Source organism: Youngiibacter multivorans, from assembly GCF_017873395.1.
GTDB lineage: Bacteria > Bacillota > Clostridia > Clostridiales > Clostridiaceae > Youngiibacter > Youngiibacter multivorans.
Genome location: NZ_JAGGKC010000004.1, coordinates 36,274 through 57,002, shown reverse-complemented (window position 1 = coordinate 57,002; position 20,729 = coordinate 36,274). Strand labels below are relative to the sequence as shown.

Below are 20,729 nucleotides of genomic sequence, written 5' to 3'. Positions count from 1 at the left end.
CTCCCTTCACTCCCCAATAATCCCTGATATGGCTGTTCTTGCTACTGTCTCCACGGACGCAAGGTATATCTTTGAATCCTCTGTACCCGCGCATCCGGCAAAGTTATATGATCCTGTTGAGATAAGGCTTTCTCCGTCTCCGACTACTCCTATTGAAGTTGTCTTGCATGATGCGCAGCCAGGATTCGTGAACTGGGCTCCAAAATCAAAGAATATGTCAACCAGGCCTTCATCCATAGCCTGAAGATATATTTCGTTGCTCACACAGCCTATCAGGAGTCTGAATCCAAGCTTTATCCTCTTGCCCTTCAGTATCTCAGCTGCCATGCGCAGGTCCTCGATATGGCCTCCTGTGCACGCCCCGATAAAACCTGCTGACATCTTAGTTCCTTTTAGCTCATCAACTGTCTTCACTGTCTTCAAATCACCCGGAAGAGTTACTACTGCCTTAGCGTTGCCAAGGTCATATGAGATGGTCTTAAGGTACCCTTCTGTCTTCTCTTCCTTCATGAGTACCGACTCAGCGCCAGTCCTGCTCATCAGGCTGCAAATGACGAACCTGTCAGTCCTGCCAAGTGTCCTTACAGACTCACCTGTAATCTCGACCACGTGTCCCCTGAAGGCTTCCTCTCCTAACTCAGAAACAAGCCCCAACATGAAGTCTCTGGCTGAAGCTGTATCTGGAAGTCTACCTGACAATTCCACATTGATTGCTTCAGGCACTATATATTCAATCTCCCCGTTCATGAGAAGCTCTGCCATCTTTTCAACTGAAAGCCGTATTCCAAGTGCACCGTTCACTCCAAAGGCACCGTGGTGGTTACCGCAGACTGCGGACAGGCTTCCTTCCTTTACCTGATTCAGCATCAGCTCGTACGTGGTCCCCGCCGACTGAATGAAATCAGTATTGTTATCCCTCGCGAAATCGATGAGCTTCTTCTGTATGAATGCGCTTTCGAAGCTGCCGGCCGGAATGTTATGGTCAAGGATAACAGTCACCGAATCATGGCTTCTTATGCCCTTTTCGCGATCCAGCAGGTCAATTGCCTTGTGTCCTGCCCCATCATTGATAATACAATTATCAAATTTAAGTCTCAAAATCTGTCCTGCCTGAATGTCTTCATTACCGGAGGCCCTGGCTAAAATTCCCTGTGACCATGTCATCTTCATCATACTCCTCATCATTACTTAAAACGTTCTAAGAGAATGTTATCATAAATTAAATCTTTGTCAATGGTTTAATTAAAACGTTTTAAGCTTGACATTAAAAAGCTTTTTTCCTATGCTATTTATACAAACGTTGAAGGATGGGTTACTATGCCTACAATTAGAGATGTCGCCGCCCTTGCGGGCGTATCCATATCGACAGTGTCAATCGTCATAAACGGACAGGCCGAGGAAAGGCAGGTTGCCAAAGAAACTGCGCTGAAGGTTTCAGAAGCGGTCAAGACTTTGGGCTATAAACCTAACAATGTCGCCAGAAGGTTAAGAAGCGCCGATGAAGGCAAGCCTGTAATTGCACTTTACTGGCCACTTGATTACAGGGCTTCCTTTTTGGCCAGAATTTTGGTCGGCCTTCAGAATGAAGTAAAGAGAAGAAGCCTTAATGTGGACCTCGTAGTCTGCACATATACTAACGACTATTTGTACAAGGAAATCGGATTGACCAACAAGAACAGGTATAACATAGCAATTATAGGTGCAGCTTCAGCTAAGGACATGGATTTCCTAGCCAGCTCAAAATCAAAGATCCCCGTTATACTTTTCAACAGGTATCTCGAAAGCTTCCACACTGTAAGGAGCAATGACGAGGCATCTGCCTTTGAGGCAGCATCCATATTTGCAAAGAAAGGACATAAGAGGGTTGCTGTGATTACTACAGAAGGGTCTGCTATAGCTACAAGCTTCCGAACTCAGTCCTTCCTTAATGCATGCAGAGAACTGAAGATGGACATTGACCCATCCATGGTAATCAAGGCCGAGCACTCATATGAGGGTGGAGCAAATGCAGCCAGAAAGCTTATCCGCAGGGGAAATTTACCTAAGGCACTGTTTTGTGACTCAGATGTACTGGCTATAGGAGCTGCCAAAATCTTTAACCAGGAAAAGATCAATATTCCTGATGAGCTTGAGATGATTTCTTTCGGACTACTCGGAGCTGACACCACTGAGTATATGACACCATCCATAACAGTAGTCTCAATCCCTTCAGAAGAGATGGCATCAGAATCCATAGCAATTGCTGAGAGTATACTCAACGATACAGCCAAAGAACCGATCCATGCGGTTAAAGAACCCCAGATCCTATATCGGGACTCATGCAGGATATGATCCTCAGGTGAAGTCAGAGAACCAAGAAAGCCTGTTCATGATCGGCTAACCCAAAATTTTCATGCCAAGAGGACTCTTACCAGGAATTATGTTTAAATGAAGATGGCACCTGCTGCTTGTGGGAGTCATCTTCTTTTTATTGCAGGCATCTGCGGCTTTGAGAGACGTAAAAAGAATTTAAAACAAAGTGAACCTTTTGTGTTCACCATACGTATATGTTAGTGAAGGGAGGTAGAGAGGATGATCGATCAATATATTGAGAAGCACGGCAGACGTCTCTATGGCCTGTGCCGAACCCTCTGCACCAACCCTTCCGATGCAGACGACCTTTATCAGGTGACATGGCTGAAGGTATGCGCAAAGATTGAGCTATATGATAAGACAAATGGATTTGAAGGCTGGCTAACCAGAATATGTGTGAATACATACAGGGACCAGCTTAGAAAGAAGTCCCGAAGCCTCATTTTCGATGGCTTCAGGTCACAGGAAGCCAAGGATTCAGTGATGGAAAATGTTTCAGCTGTAGAGGCTCATGATTTCAGTGAACTGCATGAAGCTGTGCAAGGGTTGCCTGATAAGCTAAGGACAACGATCATCCTTTACTACTACCAGGACCTTGACATAAATGATACGGCCTTCACCTTGAAAGTTCCGCCAGGAACCGTGAAGTCGAGGCTGAGCAAGGCAAAGAAACTTCTAAAGGAGATGTTGAATGATGAAGTTGAGCTATGATTTTAACAGCTACAAGCCGCCGGTGCTTGATGAAAAGAAGCTCATGGAAATCGTATATGCCAGACAGCTTGCGAAACGTACGCTTATTCTCACAATTGCATCTCTCATCAGCAACATATGCCTGGTAATGCTTGCATTCATCATAGCACCGTACTCACTTGCGGCTGGTATGGCATGCCTTGTACTTTTAGGTGCTTCACTTGCAGGCAGCGGAATTATCGCAGCTGTCTTTGCAAAGAGATATCCTATTAATCTAAGGTCAATCCTTGAAGCATGACAAGCTGATAACAGAATTATGAAGAATTTCTAATTGAAAGGAAGTTATTGATATGGCTATATCTACTTTTGGGGTGTTTATTGTGGTTCTGGCAGCTTCAATGCTGTTTCTGGTTATTCCAATAATGATAGGAATCTATGTCTACAGGGATGCGGCCAGCAGAGGTATGAACGCAGTACTCTGGACATTGATCTCAGTTTTCTCCCCTACATTCATCGGGCTTATCATATATCTCATAGTGAGGGCAGACCATACTGCAATGCAATGTCCCAAGTGCCAGAGCCCTGTATCTGAGAATTATGCGGTTTGCCCCCAGTGCGGCACACAGCTTAAGGGCAGATGCCAGAAATGCAACAGTCCAGTTGAATCCTACTGGGAGGTTTGTGCCAGCTGCGGTGAGCCTGTGCCAGCGGAATCAAGGTCAACCAAAGCCCGTGTGAAGAATGATAAGGGACTTGGCTGGATACTTATTGCTGCAATACTCATTCCAGTTCTGGTAATGTCTGTGCTCGCATTCGGTCTTATGGCTTACAGGGGTACATTCTCAACCAGCAGCATAGGTACGGTTTCTGGGATGCGTTTCGAGGAATACTCAGGAAACAGGACGATCGCTGAATGGCTTGAAGAATCGAAAGGTTCCGAAGACGGCATCTATGTTCTTGAACACCAGGTCACGAGCCCTGATGGAACAAATACCGACTATGTAATCTATAACAAGGGTCTTACCAGCGTAGTGGATGTTACTGCAGAAGGAATGTCAAGAAGCCTGCTCAAGGGCTCTGCACTTAAGATAAGCTATACCAGCTTATCCGGAGTCCCTGCAGATGATTACCACATATATCAGGTCAACTATTTTACAAACGATATACCGGGACTCGAGATTTTTGCAGATGGGGAAAAGGTGCACTATACCCTTACCCGTACATCTGACCCTATCTCGTTCAACGGCAGCATCATGCTGAAGCAGCTTGCTGAAGAACTGTATGATGCAAGGGTTGAATACATAGGTAACAATTCAGCGGTATCAGAACTTATAGGAAAGACTGGATTAGCCGGATTAGGAGATTACACCATAGAGCTTGAGACATCCATGGAGCCCTATGGCCTTAAGATCATTTACAGCTCAACTCATGAAGAGTTCAATGATCTTGACCTTACTCCAGATGCCATCCTGCTGCTTGGTCTAATTGAAAATCTTGATTATATTGAAATAACCCGCAGGGATGTTGTCTTCACACTAAATGCAGCTGAAGCATCAGATATGCTTGGCTATGAGGTAAAGGACATTGGTGAATCTATGGAAGCAGTGCTTGAATTTCTGGAAACCTCCGGGAATCTGGTAGATTCAAATTAAGGGCTGACATTGAATCTTCGGACACATATCCAAATTGTATATATATTTCAAAGGCAGATGCTTCAAGCACCTGCCTTTTCTACATGTAATCATATTTTCAAAGTTAATGCAATGAAGGTACTGAAATAGAGCTTTCGAGCTCTATTCCTATCATTCTTCCTGGCCAGCATACCCTGACAACACACCTTCAACAACTTCTTTGGTGAATATGCAGCTGTGCAGAACAACCTTACCATCGATGACCAGGGCGGGAGCATACATGGTCGAATCGTCTCCAAACCTGAAATCATTCAGACGGTTGCATCCCGGGCAATACGCCCCTGATTTGCACCTGTTGTAGACATCATAGGCTTTCAGCACCTCATTGTCGGTAACTCTTTCAATCCTGTATTTCAATCCTAGCCTGTCCGCTGTTTCAATTGTATTCTTGAGATAATACTCGTTTCTGGTACATATGGAACTGAGTAACTTGATATCCAGAATTTCGTTCATTTCACACCTCAATGCTTCAACTTTCCTTGCAAAATTTCTAAATCCATTTTTTAGATACAAAGCATAATCATTCGCTCATCTTTTGTGGGATATCTACGATTAATCCCTCATCTTTTGTGGGATTTCCGTTCTTACCCCCCATTGCTTCTCAATAATACTTTTCAAATCGCTGTCGTATACTAATACTAGGACGTTAAAGACTTTAATACAATACTCTTACAATCACAGAATTGTTATGGATAGACTCATTATGAAACTACCAGGGGAATTGATCAATAACACTTGACTTGGAGTTGACTCAAAGGATTAGAATAAGAGTAACAGATTCAATGATCATGGACATCAGGTATAACTTACTTTTTTGTAGTTCTGTTTTCAATTACTGGACCAAGGAAAATATCGAGGAGGCAAAAAATGGAGTATTCAAAGCTTGGAAATTCAGATCTGATGGTTTCTCGCCTTTGTGTAGGATGCATGAGCTTCGGTGACCCCGGCACCAATTTCCACGCATGGACACTTAATGCAGAGGACAGCGAGGAACTCGTGAAGCGAGCTCTGGATTTGGGAATCAACTTCTTTGACACCGCCAACACATATTCTGCAGGTACCAGTGAGGAATACCTGGGTCGTGCGATAAAGAATAATGTCGCCCGTGACAAGGTGGTTCTTGCCACGAAGGTCTACTTCAACGAAGGCAAGCTTTCGAAGCAGGCAATCCAGAGAGAAATTGACCTTTCTCTTAAAAGACTTGGCACCGATTATCTCGACCTATACATCATCCACAGGTTCGATTATGGAACTCCGATCGAGGAGACCATGGAAGCTCTGGACAGCCTTGTAAAGGCTGGTAAGGTGAGGGCTCTGGGTGCTTCAGCAATGTATGGATACCAGTTCCATAACATGCAATTTGTCGCTGAGAAGAATGGATGGACACCCTTCTCATCCATGCAGAACCATTATAATCTGCTTTACCGTGAGGACGAGAGGGAACTGATTCCTATCTGCCGTCAGATGAATGTCGCTCTGACACCATACAGCCCACTGGCAGCAGGCAGACTCGCACGTCTGGACTGGAATGCTGAAACCAAGCGAAGCCAGACCGACAAGACAGCCGTCTCCAAGTACGACAGCACCCAGGAAACGGATTATGCCATTGTTCAGCGTGTCCATGAGCTTGCAGAAAAGCATGGTGCGACCATGACTCAGATTGCACTTGCATGGCATCTGGCTAAGGGTGTTACAGCTCCAATAATAGGTGCAACAAAGGCCAAGTATTTCGATGATGCCGCAGGAGCCCTGAACGTCAGGCTTACAGCCGATGAAGTCACTTACCTCGAAGAGCCATACGTCCCACATAAGATTGTTGGTGCGATTTGAAGAATCCTAAGTTAATTCAAATTTAACCTTACTGTTAAGGAACTCTTGCTTCGATTGACTCAAAATGGCGAAAGCAGATGTCTGCCATCCCTTGAAAAAAAATAATGCAGGCTATCCAGATCTTTTTTGATCAGGCTGGCCTGCATTATTTTTTAGGTTCGATATTAATTTAGCTTAATCAGTGTGCACACCAATTTTAGACTGACGTATGTTTCCTATTGCCTTCGGCTCGAATTTTTCGATTTCAGGTTTCAAATCCAGCATTCTATCTTCGCCAAAAGTTCAGCCATAAAGACCTAGATTGATAGCATGCTCCTGTCTGATAGAAGGTGGCCGGATTTGGTTGAGAAAAGCTCTGATAATTCCCTGGGAGTCATTCTGGTCCGCTCTTCTCCTGTGATGTCCAGGACAAGCCTTCCTGCATCCATCATGATGGTACGTGTTCCAAAGCTTAAAGCCTGATTCATGTCATGAGTTATCATAAGTGCTGTCAGATTGTTTTCCTTGATGATCCGGTTGGTGATTTCCAGAACCTTTTTTGAGGTTGCCGGATCAAGCGCTGCCGTGTGCTCATCGAGAAGCAGAAGCTTTGGCTTGGCTACAGTTGCCATAAGAAGTGATGCAGCCTGGCGCTGCCCTCCGGATAAAAGTCCCATCTTGGTTTTCATCCTGTCCTCGAGTCCCAGGTCCAGAGTAGCCAGAAGCTGACGGAAATATTCCGAGTCCTTCTTGTGTATTGCGAAAAATGAACGTGAGGCGTACCTCGTATAGGCAAGTGCAAGGTTTTCCTCGATGGTCATGTTGGGAGCCGTGCCTCGTAAAGGATTCTGGTAAAGACATCCTATTTTTGCGGCACGTTTATAGTCCTTCTTGTAGGTTATGTCGTCGCCGTCTAGTATTATCCTGCCGCTGTCGGGAAGGAATTTCCCTAGAATAGCATTGAAAAGTGTGGATTTTCCCGCTCCGTTTGATCCAAGGATGGTTATGAACTCTCCCTTTGGAACTTCAAGTGAAAAATCGTCAAGGGCAACCATCTTATTGGGAGTACCCGTGTTGAAGCTCTTGCACAGGTGGATGATTGAAAGCTGGCTTTGTTTCTGATCTTCCTGCCTGCTCATCTGTCCACCCTCCCCTCGCCTGATCTCCTCATCTGGACCGCATCAATCTTTTCCTTGATCAGTGGCAGTGTAAGGGATATGGCAACTATAAGCGCTGAAATCAGCTTTACAGTGTAGCTTGGCATGTCTATCTGATATGCAGCCTGCAGTATTATTCTATAAAGAACAGAGCCGACGACCGCTGAAATCACGCTGAGTGTCACTCCACGCTTCCCGAATATAGCCTGGCCAATGATTACGGATGCCAGGCCGACCACCAGCATGCCATTGCCGTTCCCAAGGTCCGCATACCGCTGCTGCTGGCAGAGCATGGCTCCTGACAGTGCTACAAGTCCGTTGGCAAGCATTATCCCCATTCTCCTCGTGAGGTTGGCATTAATTGAGGAGGTCCTTACCATTTCCTCATTGTCGCCTGTCGCCCGAAGGGCAAGACCAGGCCTGGTCTTGAAGAATACGGCAAGCATTACTACCAGTATTACCACGATGATTCCAGAAAGGATGAGCTCTGATACTGCGCCATTCTCTGAAAGTGAAACCATCTTGTAAATGGTCCTGCTGGATACCGGTGCTTCAACACCGCTCTTGTTGATTACCATGCTCTGGAGATAGCGGTTGGACTGACCTCCAAGAACCGCATAGTTAACCGTATATAGACCTGTCATGGTCAGGATTCCCGAAAGTATGGGATTAATGCGGAATGTGGTCTGTAGAAATCCGGTTACGAGCCCTGCTGCCATACCAGCAAGAATACCTGCAAGAATTCCAAGGACCGGATGTCCTCCAATGGTTACAATGGCACAGACAGCCATACCGAAGACGAAGCTCCCGTCTATGGTAAGGTCCGGTGTATTAAGTATCCTGAAGGCTATGAAAATCCCCAGGGCCATGGGGGCATATATTATTCCCTGGCCTAGAGCTGAAATGAGCATGTCAACGTACATCATCCCTCACTCACTTTCCGAAGTGGCTGGTTCCATCCTGCTCAACCAATACCTTGTAGCCTTCAAGCATCTTATCTGTAAGCTCGAAACTTAACTTGTCAGCCGCCTGCAGGTTGATGAACTTTGCGTACTCGCTTAAAGTCTCATAAGGAATCTCTGAAGGCTCAGATCCTTTGGCTATCTTTACAACCATATCTGCAACCTGCTTGCCAAGCTGAACATAGTTTACCCCGATTGTGGCAAATCCGCCGTCAGCAACCATTGAATCTGCGCCGCAGTATACTGGTACACCCTTGCTGTAGGCTGCGTCTGTATATGTGGTCATTGCTGATGCTATGCTGTTGTCATTGCCCGTATAAAGAACATCCACTCCCTTTGAAAGCAGACTGTTTACTGCACTTTGAAGGTCGCTCAGTGCTGCTATTGAAGATTCCTCATAAGCTATTCCATTTGCATCGCAGTATGCCTTAGCTTTATTGATGGTAGATACAGAGTTAGCTTCGCTTGAGGTATAGAGGAATCCGATTTTCTTGAAATCCGGCTGGAAGTTTGAAATAAGCTTCACTATTTCTGCAGCCGGTATGCTGTTGGAAACGCCGGTTATGTTCTTGCTGTCATCTCCTGTAAGGCCCGCAGCAACCGGATCAGACACTGCTGCGAATATTATGGGTGTCTTTTCACCGTCAAATACCACCTTTGCGCTCTGGGCTGTTGAAGTGGCTATTGGAACCACAATGTCCACTCCCTTGGACTTCTCGTTGCTTAAGATTGTGGAAAGGGAGGAGGTGTCACCGTTGGCGTTTAGTGTTGTGATTTCAAACTCTACATCCGAAGCTTCCAGCTCAGAAACTATGGTCTCCCTGATCTGGTCAAGCGACGAATGGCTCAGTGGCTGCACTATAGCGACCCGAATCTTCGCGGGTGCCGTGGCGGAAGGTGATGTGGTTTCAGTGGTGCTTTTACCGGCGCAGCCAGCGAAAAGCAAGGTTACCATTGCAGTCATTAAGGTTATGCTGATTATCTTTCCATTACGTTTCATTTCCTTCACTCCTTAAAATCACAAATTAATTAAACAAGCTATTACTAATTGCAGGCCTTTTCGATATGCCTTCGGATTATGTCGCAGGATGCATCAAACTGAGCCTGCTCCTCAGAGTTCAGCGGTAATTCAACAATTGATTCGATTCCGTTTCTTCCAACAACACACGGGACACCGCAATTGACATCCCTTTGACCGTATTCTCCCTCAAGAAGCACCGAGAGCGGAAATACCTGCCTTTCATCGCCAATTATCGAAGCACAGAGTGCTGTCAGTGCCTGGCCGATTCCGAACTCAGTCGAGTCCTTACCGTTTATGATGTCCATGCCTGTCATCCGGGTGCGTTCAAGTATGTACTCCTTATCAAGCTTCGGATAGCTGTCAAAGGGAAGGGCTCCGATCCTAACCTGGGAAAACGGGATCATAGATGAGTCGCCATGCTCTCCCATCGAGAATGCGCTGATGGCTCCTCTTGAAACTCCACTCTTCTCAGATATGGTCCTTACAAGCCTTGCGGTATCCAGCAGCGTTCCGGTTCCAAATACCTTCTCCCTTGGGAGACCAAGTTCACGACGCACATAGTATGCTGCGATGTCTGCAGGATTCGTTATGGTTACCACTACTCCCCCTATTCCGATAGGCTTAAGGGTTTCTGTAAGCTCCTTGAGCATCCTTACAGAGCTTTCCAGGAGGTCAAGTCTTGTCTGTCCCGGAAGTCTGGGCACACCGATAGCAATGACCACAATATCTGCATCAGCGCAATCAGCATAGGTTCCCGGACGCACTGCTGCTCCATTCGGCGGAAATGTAAGTGCATCAGATATGTCCATGGCCTGTGCAGCAGCCTTCTTCTCATTCTTGTCCACGAGGACGATTTCCCGGCAGATCCCTCGCCAGGCCAGTGCCATACCACAATGTGACCCTACATGACCAGCTCCCAGAATTACAATCTTTCCACCTGACTTCATACCCTGCATCCCTCCTAGTAAAACAAAACGCCCCTGGTCTGCCAATAACAGACCAAGGGCGAATACTTTGCGCGGTGCCACCTTGCTTAGGTTCAAATGAACCATCTCATAAGGATACATACATATCCCCGACCAATAACGCAGTCTTGCGTCGGCGCATTTGACGCCAACCTCAGCAGTCCATATTGTTCAGCGCTTCCTGCGAGATTTCCACCGGGTCCCGCTCTCTAAAAGGTGCTTTCTGATTTTCCTCTGCCTCAAAGGTTTCTATTGATTCAATTCTTTCGCTAATTGTATTCCACGTCGATGTGGCTTGTCAACCATAAAACACAATAACTATGCAATAAATATGCAGGGTTAAGTAATCTGAATTTCCAAAGCAAATGTTAGAGCCTTATGCTTTCCGGTCCCTCAATAACGAATGCCGCTGCTTCTACTCCCTCCATGGGGTCGTGCTCCCGCAGCTTCCCGAAATCGAGACCTGTAAGCTCCTCTATCTGAGCCACAGGAACCTGGTAGGTTTCATACTGTCCATATGCAAATTCCAGGTTAGTTATGAGGTTCTTCTGAGTCTGAAGGTAGGCTGTCGCAGATAAGGACTCGTCATCTTTTACGATTACCACAACCTTCCAGAATTCAGCCGGTATCTTGTATTCCTTTCTATATACCATGTCGTCTGAACGGAACACAGGTCCTGTGAACACATTGACCTTCATGCTGTGCTTAGCTGCGTTGCTTAGGATGTAGTCCTCCAGGTTAAGCCAGGTCTTCTGGTTAAGGTTCTTGTGCTGTGGTGAACAGTTCGTAAAATGGAAAGTGTCCTCATTTGCCTTGTCGGCATCAGATCCCCATACCGGGTCCAGACGCCTTACAAGGTGCCCGCGGTCGAGCTCATTCTTACTGTAAAGTGACGGTCCGCACTGATATTCTTTACTTATCCTTGGATCATAGTACCACTTGTCTCCGCTTCGTTTCAGTTCAATCCGATTTTTACCGTCAATGTTTGACGCTGTATAGAAGGCAAGTCTTCTTGATTTGCTCATAACTACTGAAAAGTGCGTATAATTCAGTATCTCTTTGCCATCAGCTGCTTTCACGACATCATTTGCCCTATCCTTGTCCAATTCAGGCATCGGCACGTCAAAGCCATCACCCAGGAACTTATAATCATAGCCTGAAGCTTTGCTGTACCAGTCCTCACTGAGTTCCTCTGTGTCCATTACAACATCATTACCAATCTGGATGTTTCCGCCAAGCAACTCATCTACAAGCGAAATAGCAATGGCATCCAATCTGTCACGCTTGTTTTTTAGATATTTCGCTATCGAGCTTATTCTCACACCTTCATTGGCAATCCATTTTGTCTTGTCTTTAGGGTCAGGTATTCCGGCATGGTGCAGCGCTACAACAACCCATTGGTCATTGAACACAGGTGAGCCTGAAGAGCCAGGTTCAGTATCAGTGACATAGTGTATGAAATCATCTGAAAGGAACCTTACTTCATTTTCCCTTACAGTAACAGCTTTCATGCCTCCCTGGGGATGCTGGATGATTGAAACATATTCTCCCTCAAGGATCTTTCCTTCCTGGGAAAGTAGCTGCAGATATCCGAAATCTGAAAGCTTTACTGTATTTGATATTTCCTGTACGGCGACCAGCGTGAAATCAAGCTTCTCATCGGTAATGAAAAACCTTTTGGGATCAAGTCTGAAGCTTACCGACTGACGCGGGAGGAACTGCTCGTCATCCTCGAAATTGAACTCTGCCAGGCTGTACTGAGCTGCTTCTTCATTGTTCAGGACATGGTTGTTTGTCATCATTAGAGAATGAGATACCATGAAGCCAGTGCCATAGCTAAGCAATTTGCCGCTCCTGCTCCTGACGGATATTCGGCAAACGGATTTTCCTGCATTCAGCCCCAACTGCAGATGTGCAATCGGAAACAGGTCACTTTTGTTGAGGATGCGCTCAATGGACAAGCCATCATAGGTGTTGATGATGCTCCTGCGTACCTGCATGGTACCCGGGTCAAACGCTTTTGATTTTCTGGCACCTTTCCTTTCACCTTCAAGCTTCTGATAGCGCTTGGCGGCTGCGCTTGTTATTTTGTCCTGCTTTTCGGCCATCTCTTTAAGATATGTTTCTTCAGGTGATGCGTTCTTCATATAATATGCCCCCTCTGATTGTTGCCTTGATTACATCGAATCCTTGATATTTAATGCCTTCTTCAATCTGGAATCAGTTCGGTCTTCAGTGTTACCTTCATTGTTCCGGATGCCGTTCCTGAAGCTCCTGCATTAAATATCAGATATTTGATGCTGCCCTCCATCTTTATGTCCATGGAACCTGTCAGCTCGATGATTACATCGCTCTTTGTCTTTATTGATGGTTTTATTGCTTCGGTTACAGATTCAAAAAGCTCCTTTAGCTGCACTGCAACAGCCTCATTTCGATCCCCAAGTGTCCCGAGTATTGTTCGGTCATCTATTTTTGTTGAACTTGCCTCTTCAATGTTGGATGAAACGAAATATACCTTGATTGACAAGATAAAACCCTCCTATTTGACAGACTTGAAGCGGGTAATCGGATCTCCATACATGGAATACAGCAGCCAGAATATATTCTTGTTTGATGACATCTTATTTTTCACCATGTGAATTACCTGACCTACTGTCAATTCTTCGCCTGAAAACAGGGACTGATATAACGATTCTGCAAATTCAACTGCATATACCTCCGGAATTTGCGCAAGCGTACCAATGTACGTTTCAGCTCCATCCTTATAGAATTCCCAGCCGAAGCTGGTTAAGTTCTTAAAGACACTGACAGTAGTATTTGAATAGCAGGCATTGGCAAATATGAAACAACCAGGCTTTAACGGTAAATTTTGGATTATGTCCAGGTTCAGGTTCTTATAGTCTGTCTGCTCATTTGAAATCTGCAGCATTGGATGAGTCATGCTCCCATGGCAGGTGATGTGCAGCAAATCTGTTTCAGGAAGCACTTCAACCAGGTCGGAAATGGATTCCTCTATGAGTGGATTCACTTTGATGTTTGGAAGGAAATTGAATAATTTCCGAACCCTTTCATTTGTCTGTGGTACCTTGAAATTGCCTCCTACCACATTCGTGATCTGTCCTATGTTAATGGAGCTTGATTTCGCCCTGTCCTTTTGCGGTATCTTCTTGTTCTCAGGCAATCTTGGATACCTGGAAAATATGAACTTCTTGCTCAAAAAATCAGAACCGTCATGGAATACCTCCCACGGAATCCATTGCTCATTAGTCGAAATGATGAACGCTGAACTGCTCTCCCACTTCTTTATCATCTCAGTAATCTCATCCGGCACAATCATATGATATAGGTTCTGGCATTTGGAATTAAGATTGAAGTAGATGTCCTTCCATTCACCGGCTGATGTGTCACCAATTTTTACTATCTCGTCCAAGAACACAGTAAATTCCTTGATTGTGGCAAACATCTCCTCGATTGTGTTCGGCAGACTGACTTTGCAGATTGCGGGAGCTTTGTTTTCCTTTGAATAGACGTGATAAACAATCTTATTCTTCCTGGTGTTGTAATCAACGTGCAAGGTGCGGATTTCCATTGTCTTCTTTTTCTCGCTTGTGATGGATTGTATTTTTTGAAAATTGTTATCCGGTGAATCCATCGATACTGCATTTGCTTTCTCTCCAAGGAATTCAGCAGAAACTTCCTGGGAGGTTTCTGCAACGGTTGAAGCCAATATGCTGTAGTCTATTCTGCTGCCTTCAAAATACAATTCTATTTCAATTCGTTGATCTCCCACTTCTTGAGGGTATAGCTCAAATTTGATAGCCTCTGATTCTCCGTTCAGATTTAAAACCATCTGCTTGTTACCCACCTGTACAAGCTGACTATTTACCATTTCTGCAAATCCAGGTGCTGTTACCTTATAGTTCAAGGTGACTGACTTGGTTTTGCCTGGTACAATCTCCTTAATTGCTTTAATGCTCTGTTTGAATTCTGCAGCATTCTTGTTAAGCCTGATTGTCAGGTCAACCTTCCTGTTCAGAACACATTTTGCTGGAAAATCAACTTTTGTGAAATGTTCAATCACAGGAGCATGAGCAGAATGTCCATCAGGTCTGTCATCAGGAACCTTCTTCTTTCCTCCGAACTTCCTTATAAGCAGCATTGATGAAGCACCAATTATCGCGATAATCACTGGAATCAAGCCAGGCGGAAACGAGCCGGATTTTACAGTCAGACTGCTTGTTCCTTTTGCTGACTCAACGTCCCCAGCAAGGTAATATACGCTGACAGGATAAGTACCAGCCTTATAGGCTACTTTTACATCCCTTAACTCCGCAAATCCCCTTGCATCAGTAGCTGCAGTCCCCACTATATTATCTGCAATCTTGAAGATGAGTCTTCTTCCTTCAATCGGTTTGTCTCCAAGCATCAGTGTGGCACTCATGCTGATTGGCTCATTATATGTGGCGCTTTCAGGAACCTTTACCATGGTGTACTCAATCGGTACCCACCTTGCATAAAGAACCGCTACGCCATCAGCAAGCGCTTCTTCACCAGGTTCAATGACGTTATTGACACCAGCAAAATAGTTTCTTCCGCTTCCGTCAGACATTGAATTCCAGCCATCGAACCTGTAGCCAGTTCTACTCAGATCACCTTGTGTCGGCAGCCTTATCTCCGATTCATATTCTACTGATACAGCAGCCGGAGTGTTTCCAGTCCCTCCATTAATGTCGAAGACCAGAGTATATTTTTCAGGAACCGGCGCACTCGGCTCCCACCTCGCATATAAGGTTACAGACTCCTTTCCGATTGCAAAATAACTCCCTGCTTCATAATCTCTTCCCGCACCGCTATCCAAAGTGTTCCAGCCAGCCAAAATATAGCCAGGCTTACTAAGCTGCCCCGTATTATCAAGCACGAAGACCCTGTCACCCTCCAGGTAATTATTCTCATCGACAGGAACCTGCCCAAAGCCTCCGCTTGCGTTATAAGTTACTTTGTAGAACGGAATGACTTGTCTGGAGCTTACCCATCCAGTTCGTCCTGAGAGGTAGTAGATTCTGAAATCATTGTTGATATTACCGAATGCACTTTCCCAGTATGCTACTAATTCTGGCCCATCCCCGAATATCGGTCTGTTGCAGAAAAACCAGGCCTCAATGAGTCTCTCGCACTTTGCGAATGCGCTACTCCCAATTCTAGTTACACTTTCAGGTATAGTAACACTCACCAGCCGAGTGCAGCCACCGAAAGAACTCCTTCCGATGCTCTCTAAGCTCTCAGGAAACATAACTCTTTTAAGATTAGAGCATCCGGCAAACGAGCCTACACCAATGTCAATTACACCATTGGGTATGACTACACTAGTCAGTTCCTCATTATTTGCAAAAGCCTCTCCACCAATACTGATGACTTTGTAGCTTCTAATACCATCACTTACTGTTTCAGGGATTATGATGTCAGTTTCTTGTCCAAAATATCTAATTATAGTAGCAAAATCCCCATCGTGTGTGAACTCGTAAGGACTTCTAGTTGGTAAACCTGGAATGGGTTGGATTAATACATCCACACTAATTGCACTGGCTGACTGGTATTCACTATTTATAATTGATAATAAAAGTTGTGGTTTGTCTTGTAGAATCAGCATGACTAATACAACAGTCATAAAGAGAATTGATTTTAGCACCGACTTTTTCATTATGGCCCCTCCTCGACAAGGACTATCATACAGAGGATTACATAATCGCCTTTAGTTCAATGAGTATTTAATAGGTTGGGAAACATGCTTACCAAATCCATATATATCCGAAAAATTATGATAACAATTCTATTTTAGATTTCCTATCTTCCCATTCTCACCAGATCGAGTCTTTCGCTTGTAGCAGCATCTCCGAACAAAACTGCACCATATGCAGCGAGATCGCCTACTTCATCAAGTTCCCATGAAGTTCTTTTTCTTGCCTCAAGAAAGGCTTTTCCAAGGTTTTCTTCCTCAAAGAGGTATTTGTAGAATATTTGAGCAAAAACACCTGCTCCAGTGTCAGAAACCTGCCAAAAGTAGCCTGCATATCCTGATACGCCAGCAGAAATAAAGGCAGCTGCAAGTCCGTTGCTGTGTCGTTCATTTGATATAAGCCTTATTCCTCCTGATGATCGACCTGATTCACAAGCGCTGCTGAATACAAAATATGGTGGTGATTTCCAGTTAATGTCAAGAATCTGATCAGCCTCAAGTATGCCGTCATAAAATTGCAGGCCACTTGTTTCAGGTGACTGTCGGTCAAAGGAACCATGCCCCGAGAAGTGTAGTATATCGTATGTCCCTGGAGTAACAAGCCTTTCGAACTCGGCTACAGTTGCATTTTCTCCGCATAGGACATCCACTTTAATCTGGTATCCATCTCTCCTTTCCTCAAGGGCTTGCAAAGCCTTAAGCTCATGCTTTCCTGAAATAAGGTCCTGCGTAGTATCCACTACTGCTAGTATTCTAACGATTTTATCTTCTCTAAGTGGATCCCTGTTTGGTCTAAGTAATTCACGGGTCGTTACTAATCTTCCGAAAGGCAGAGCCTGTGACAGATGCACTCCATTCTTCCCCATAAGTTCCCAGGGAAGGTTCTGGATTGTTTCGTCAATATTCAGGAGAATAGCTGTTATCTTTAATCCAGCCAGTATCTTATCTCCCACTGTGCCGATAAAAGTATCATACAGCTTTGCCCCCAGCTTCAATGAACAATCCCTGGCAGTTTCTCGCGTCAATTTTTGGTTGCAGCTCCAGAGATAAAGGTCCTGGGTCATTTCCTGCAGTTCCTTTTCCGTTGAGGTGTCTACAGTTATGTTCTGCTGCCATGTGATTCCAGTTCCCTCCACATGTATTGAAACCAGAAAATTCAGAGGTTCTCCTGCTTCTGGCAATCGGCTGTCGAACCTTGCAATAGAGATGTGCACTACACATGGCATGTTTTCCCTGTAACCGCCAATCATTTGAACACCTGACTGCTTTTCAGGCTTGTCTTACCTTCCAGCTGAGGATGCTGAGGATATCCGGAAGCCTTAAGATATTCATTTATCTTCTTATGCAGCTCCTTGAAGGTCAATTGATATCCTGCCTCCCGAGCCGCCTTCAGCGCATAGTAGGTCATGGCTCCATGGTAGTCTCCATCAATCATGGCATCATAGGAATATTCAATGCTCTTGCAGCCACTGAGCAGAAGGTCCTGGACTCTGACATTCCTGCTTATCTTGCTTCCCCTTGGTTTTGCTTTGAATGGATTAAGCAAGCTGGCTTTACCAATAAGGCTCGGATTAAGGAACCTTACTCTTCTATGATCAGGAGTATCCACAACTAATGCCTTGTGGACATTTCCGGAATGGCAGGAATCTGAAATCATGTAGAAGCTGACATCCGGTTTTAGCTTGTTAAGAATCTCTCTCAGCTCATCATCAACAATCAGATTCTCCTTACAATCATATGGACAAATCGCTTCGTCATACTTATCCTGCTCATCGCCACTTTCATCAATTAAGTAGGTACCATGAGATGAATTAGTGAATATAAGAGTATCTCCAGGCTCCCCATTCACAATCATTTCCTCAAGTGCAGATAGTATCGCTTCTTTGGTTGCATGCTTATCCAGCAGCAGCTTCACATCAGCCTCAGCGAACCCGAAGTGACCAGTAAGCATGCCTGCCCAGCCTTTTGCATCATTGACACAGCCCTTCAGGTCATTTCCTTCAAACGGATAGTCGTTTATGCCAACACATAGTGCTTTTTTTGCCATCTTACTACCCTCCTCCATACTTTCAATCAACCTAAGTAGTGTATAAAAGCAAATATACGTAATTGTCTAGATTCAAGCGAATCTGCATCTTATGCTCAATTGCAGGATCCAAAAAGCTAACTTCGATCCTGTGTAAGCTGCATATAAACAGATTTTATGTTTCTATACCCGCTAGTTTTATCCTCAACAATTCCTGGTAACTCTTGTCTTAGTTCCAAAGTGATAAATTTGATTTTTTTTGCTTTGCCACTAACCTGAATAGATTTTCTTGTTTGATGGATACTCTCATTCCAATAAAAACATACAGTATTTACTGTGATATTTAAGAGTTTATACTTTTTGTTCATAGATTTGATATCATTTTATAACTTTTCTTAAGTATATTCTACAACTTTAACTAATCTAAAAATACATGCATTTTTTTACATATTTGTAACACTTTTATTCTGATGTTACCGAAAACTATCAATTCAGTACAATTTTTCGCATCATTATTCATTTTCTTATGCGTTTCTCATTTCGTACCATTTTGTCGTTTCATTTTTCTTCTTTATGAATTTATTAGCTCACTTACTTGGTAAATCTCGAACAACGTCTTGAAGTATGATCTAATGCAAAAAAAGCAAGGAGCAACACCACCCAGTATTGCTCCTTCAATCCATTATTTCTTTAAACTGAATATTGACTTGTGTGATTCTAAAGCTTATCAGATGGCAGCTGACCCTGTGTACCCTGCTTAGAGGTATATCTGTCATTTGACCTTAGAATCCTCAACTCATAGTACGCGGGTAGGAAGAATATCTTCTGCTGCATTGAAGGCCGGTTGCCCATATAGAATGTCTCTTCCATTATGAGGATCGGTTCCTTTTCCTTTATATGCATCTTATCAGCTGTCAACTTCCGGGCAAATCCCATCCTCAGTACACTTTCACAGCTGAGCCTTTCAGTTGTGAGAAAGCTGTTGTAGAACCTGTGAATCTCGTCATTGTCATCTATCGCCACCCCGTTTTCGACCAACAGGTCATAGGGCATGAATACCAATGCGAATCCCACTATCTTGTCCTTGATGAAGTATGAGAACTCAGCACGTGACACAAGCGATGACTGAGGTAGGTCGAACAGCTTCCGGTGAGGCTCTGTAGCCGGCTGGAAGTGCATTTCGGTGATTACCTTGTCAATAGGCTGGATACTGCAAGTGATTAGTGGATTGACGATCTTCTCAATCCCTGTGCTCAATTCTTTGTTCGTTTCAAGCACGAAGCTTCCTTTACCCTTATAGTTCATTATCAGGCCGTCTTCCTGAAGGAGCAGCATAGCCTGCCTCAGAGTCCCCCTGCTTATGGCAAGTTCCACTGACAACTCACTTTCACTTGGCAGCTTATCCCCAGGTTTATAGGTACCATCCTTTATCCTGTTGTACATTGTCTCATATGCAGCCACGAACAAGGGAAGCTTCCTTTCCTTATCAGTTACTGAAGTGACTTGTGCCATATCAAACACATCCTTATCTTGCTCTAGATTATGTCATTCTTTTGATTTTCTTTTGTCTTCCTCAATAATCTTTCTCATGGCTTCTATACCAGTCAATATTGCCCTCTTCTCAATTTCAATCGGTGAAAGAGAATTGTCCTGGTTATAGCTCTTGTAGTTAGTTGCTGAAACGAGTGCTGAAGCTGCCCTGACCCCTAAGCTGGTTGCAGCAATGAAGAGAAGTGCTTCCTCCATGCTCGTGCTGGTGGCCCCGCCCTTTTCATAGGCATTCCATTTATTGATAAGCTCGTAACCAACTGGCTTAGTCTCAGGTTCAGTCTGAGTGTAGAAGGAATCCTTTGTTATAGTGACCCCTACATTATACCTGAATCCCAGTTCTACCGCTGCCTCTTCAATCTTCTTTACAAGATAATAATCTGGCACGGATGGGAACTCAAGAGGAAGATAATGTGAAGATGTACCTTCCATCCTTACAGCACCATTCGGTATCACGATGTCACCGCGCTCTACACGTGAAGAAGTTGATGCGCAGGTGCCTATCCTTATGAAGGTGGTAACTCCGAGCTTCACCAGTTCTTCAACGCATATTGCAGTTGAGGGTCCTCCCATTCCTGTTGAAACCACCATCACAGGAGTGTCTCCTATATATCCTCTGTAGCTGGTATGCTCCCTGTTCTGTGCTACTTTCTCCGAATCACGAAGGTAAGCAGCTATTCTTGGAACCCGTTCAGGGCTTCCGGGAATAAATGCGTACTTGCCTACCTGGTCTTTCGAAAGAGCTATGTGCATCATTTTAGTATTATCTTGCAT

General features: G+C 44.6%; 18 protein-coding genes. 5 read left to right on the top strand and 13 right to left on the bottom strand.

Annotation, left to right across the window (positions count from 1 at the left end):
- Positions 1-6: 6 nt before the first annotated feature.
- A complete protein-coding gene (locus tag J2Z34_RS03510) occupies positions 7-1,170 on the bottom strand; it encodes an aconitase family protein (protein ID WP_209458479.1) in 1,164 nt (387 codons plus the stop codon).
- A 147-nt stretch (positions 1,171-1,317) separates the two neighbouring features.
- On the opposite strand from J2Z34_RS03510, the gene J2Z34_RS03505 reads away from it, so the two are divergent.
- The 4 genes from J2Z34_RS03505 (at position 1,318) to J2Z34_RS03490 (ending at position 4,694) form a co-directional block, all read left to right on the top strand.
- Entirely contained in the window at positions 1,318-2,331 is a 1,014-nt protein-coding gene (locus J2Z34_RS03505; RefSeq protein WP_209458478.1) for a LacI family DNA-binding transcriptional regulator, read from the top strand.
- 240 nt (positions 2,332-2,571) lie between these two features.
- Positions 2,572-3,063: an RNA polymerase sigma factor gene (locus tag J2Z34_RS03500; RefSeq protein ID WP_209458477.1), complete on the top strand. Its 492-nt coding sequence runs from the start codon at positions 2,572-2,574 to the stop codon at positions 3,061-3,063.
- A complete protein-coding gene (locus J2Z34_RS03495) occupies positions 3,044-3,340 on the top strand; it encodes a hypothetical protein (protein WP_209458476.1) in 297 nt (98 codons plus the stop codon). Before J2Z34_RS03500 ends, J2Z34_RS03495 begins: the two co-directional genes overlap by 20 nt.
- A 52-nt stretch (positions 3,341-3,392) precedes the next feature.
- A complete protein-coding gene (locus J2Z34_RS03490; protein WP_209458475.1) occupies positions 3,393-4,694 on the top strand; it encodes a DUF4825 domain-containing protein in 1,302 nt (433 codons plus the stop codon).
- A gap of 150 nt (positions 4,695-4,844) precedes the next feature.
- On the opposite strand, the gene J2Z34_RS03485 is transcribed toward J2Z34_RS03490, so the two are convergent.
- Entirely contained in the window at positions 4,845-5,186 is a 342-nt protein-coding gene (locus J2Z34_RS03485) for a thioredoxin domain-containing protein (RefSeq protein ID WP_209458474.1), read from the bottom strand.
- Positions 5,187-5,600: 414 nt separating this feature from the next.
- On the opposite strand from J2Z34_RS03485, the gene J2Z34_RS03480 reads away from it, so the two are divergent.
- Positions 5,601-6,563 carry an aldo/keto reductase gene (locus tag J2Z34_RS03480; RefSeq protein ID WP_209458473.1) on the top strand — a complete coding sequence of 321 codons (963 nt, stop codon included), beginning with the start codon at positions 5,601-5,603 and terminating at the stop codon, positions 6,561-6,563.
- 296 nt (positions 6,564-6,859) lie between these two features.
- On the opposite strand, the gene J2Z34_RS03475 is transcribed toward J2Z34_RS03480, so the two are convergent.
- The 11 genes from J2Z34_RS03475 to J2Z34_RS03425 all read right to left on the bottom strand — a co-directional run bounded on the left by J2Z34_RS03475 (position 6,860) and on the right by J2Z34_RS03425 (position 20,729).
- On the bottom strand, positions 6,860-7,681 hold the full coding sequence (locus J2Z34_RS03475) for an ABC transporter ATP-binding protein (protein WP_209458472.1): 822 nt from the start codon (positions 7,679-7,681) through the stop codon (positions 6,860-6,862).
- Positions 7,678-8,625 (bottom strand): ABC transporter permease, encoded by a 948-nt coding sequence (locus tag J2Z34_RS03470; protein ID WP_245250497.1) that lies wholly within the window; start codon positions 8,623-8,625, stop codon positions 7,678-7,680. Before J2Z34_RS03470 ends, J2Z34_RS03475 begins: the two co-directional genes overlap by 4 nt.
- Positions 8,626-8,632: 7 nt before the next feature.
- The gene (locus J2Z34_RS03465) at positions 8,633-9,661 is read right to left on the bottom strand and encodes an ABC transporter substrate-binding protein (protein WP_209458471.1); all 1,029 of its coding nucleotides are present in this window, start codon (positions 9,659-9,661) and stop codon (positions 8,633-8,635) included.
- A gap of 44 nt (positions 9,662-9,705) precedes the next feature.
- On the bottom strand, positions 9,706-10,629 hold the full coding sequence (locus tag J2Z34_RS03460; protein WP_209458470.1) for an L-lactate dehydrogenase: 924 nt from the start codon (positions 10,627-10,629) through the stop codon (positions 9,706-9,708).
- Positions 10,630-11,015: 386 nt separating this feature from the next.
- Positions 11,016-12,794, bottom strand: coding sequence for a DNA/RNA non-specific endonuclease (locus tag J2Z34_RS03455; protein WP_209458469.1), 1,779 nt, complete (start codon positions 12,792-12,794; stop codon positions 11,016-11,018).
- Positions 12,795-12,856: 62 nt separating this feature from the next.
- The gene (locus tag J2Z34_RS03450) at positions 12,857-13,174 is read right to left on the bottom strand and encodes a hypothetical protein (RefSeq protein WP_209458468.1); all 318 of its coding nucleotides are present in this window, start codon (positions 13,172-13,174) and stop codon (positions 12,857-12,859) included.
- 12 nt (positions 13,175-13,186) lie between these two features.
- The gene (locus J2Z34_RS03445; protein ID WP_245250499.1) at positions 13,187-16,294 is read right to left on the bottom strand and encodes a leucine-rich repeat protein; all 3,108 of its coding nucleotides are present in this window, start codon (positions 16,292-16,294) and stop codon (positions 13,187-13,189) included.
- A gap of 194 nt (positions 16,295-16,488) precedes the next feature.
- Entirely contained in the window at positions 16,489-17,631 is a 1,143-nt protein-coding gene (locus J2Z34_RS03440; RefSeq protein WP_209458466.1) for a CHAT domain-containing protein, read from the bottom strand.
- Positions 17,628-18,428 (bottom strand): caspase family protein, encoded by an 801-nt coding sequence (locus tag J2Z34_RS03435; RefSeq protein WP_209458465.1) that lies wholly within the window; start codon positions 18,426-18,428, stop codon positions 17,628-17,630. The genes J2Z34_RS03440 and J2Z34_RS03435 overlap by 4 nt, the downstream gene beginning before the upstream one ends.
- A gap of 696 nt (positions 18,429-19,124) precedes the next feature.
- Positions 19,125-19,919: a GntR family transcriptional regulator gene (locus J2Z34_RS03430; RefSeq protein ID WP_209458464.1), complete on the bottom strand. Its 795-nt coding sequence runs from the start codon at positions 19,917-19,919 to the stop codon at positions 19,125-19,127.
- 33 nt (positions 19,920-19,952) lie between these two features.
- The gene (locus J2Z34_RS03425; protein WP_209458463.1) at positions 19,953-20,729 is read right to left on the bottom strand and encodes a nucleoside phosphorylase; all 777 of its coding nucleotides are present in this window, start codon (positions 20,727-20,729) and stop codon (positions 19,953-19,955) included.

Bases quoted from the DNA above. Each gene is read 5' to 3' on its own strand.
- J2Z34_RS03505 (WP_209458478.1), top strand. From the start codon at position 1,318: ATGCCTACAATTAGAGATGTCGCCGCCCTTGCGGGCGTATCCATATCG.
- J2Z34_RS03510 (WP_209458479.1), bottom strand. From the start codon at position 1,170: ATGAAGATGACATGGTCACAGGGAATTTTAGCCAGGGCCTCCGGTAAT.
- J2Z34_RS03425 (WP_209458463.1), bottom strand. From the start codon at position 20,729: ATGCAAGATAATACTAAAATGATGCACATAGCTCTTTCGAAAGACCAG.
- J2Z34_RS03500 (WP_209458477.1), top strand. From the start codon at position 2,572: ATGATCGATCAATATATTGAGAAGCACGGCAGACGTCTCTATGGCCTG.
- J2Z34_RS03470 (WP_245250497.1), bottom strand. From the start codon at position 8,625: ATGATGTACGTTGACATGCTCATTTCAGCTCTAGGCCAGGGAATAATA.
- J2Z34_RS03495 (WP_209458476.1), top strand. From the start codon at position 3,044: ATGATGAAGTTGAGCTATGATTTTAACAGCTACAAGCCGCCGGTGCTT.
- J2Z34_RS03480 (WP_209458473.1), top strand. From the start codon at position 5,601: ATGGAGTATTCAAAGCTTGGAAATTCAGATCTGATGGTTTCTCGCCTT.
- J2Z34_RS03435 (WP_209458465.1), bottom strand. From the start codon at position 18,428: ATGGCAAAAAAAGCACTATGTGTTGGCATAAACGACTATCCGTTTGAA.
- J2Z34_RS03485 (WP_209458474.1), bottom strand. From the start codon at position 5,186: ATGAACGAAATTCTGGATATCAAGTTACTCAGTTCCATATGTACCAGA.
- J2Z34_RS03440 (WP_209458466.1), bottom strand. From the start codon at position 17,631: ATGATTGGCGGTTACAGGGAAAACATGCCATGTGTAGTGCACATCTCT.
- J2Z34_RS03460 (WP_209458470.1), bottom strand. From the start codon at position 10,629: ATGAAGTCAGGTGGAAAGATTGTAATTCTGGGAGCTGGTCATGTAGGG.
- J2Z34_RS03475 (WP_209458472.1), bottom strand. From the start codon at position 7,681: ATGAGCAGGCAGGAAGATCAGAAACAAAGCCAGCTTTCAATCATCCAC.
- J2Z34_RS03490 (WP_209458475.1), top strand. From the start codon at position 3,393: ATGGCTATATCTACTTTTGGGGTGTTTATTGTGGTTCTGGCAGCTTCA.
- J2Z34_RS03430 (WP_209458464.1), bottom strand. From the start codon at position 19,919: ATGGCACAAGTCACTTCAGTAACTGATAAGGAAAGGAAGCTTCCCTTG.
- J2Z34_RS03455 (WP_209458469.1), bottom strand. From the start codon at position 12,794: ATGAAGAACGCATCACCTGAAGAAACATATCTTAAAGAGATGGCCGAA.
- J2Z34_RS03465 (WP_209458471.1), bottom strand. From the start codon at position 9,661: ATGAAACGTAATGGAAAGATAATCAGCATAACCTTAATGACTGCAATG.
- J2Z34_RS03445 (WP_245250499.1), bottom strand. From the start codon at position 16,294: ATGCTGATTCTACAAGACAAACCACAACTTTTATTATCAATTATAAAT.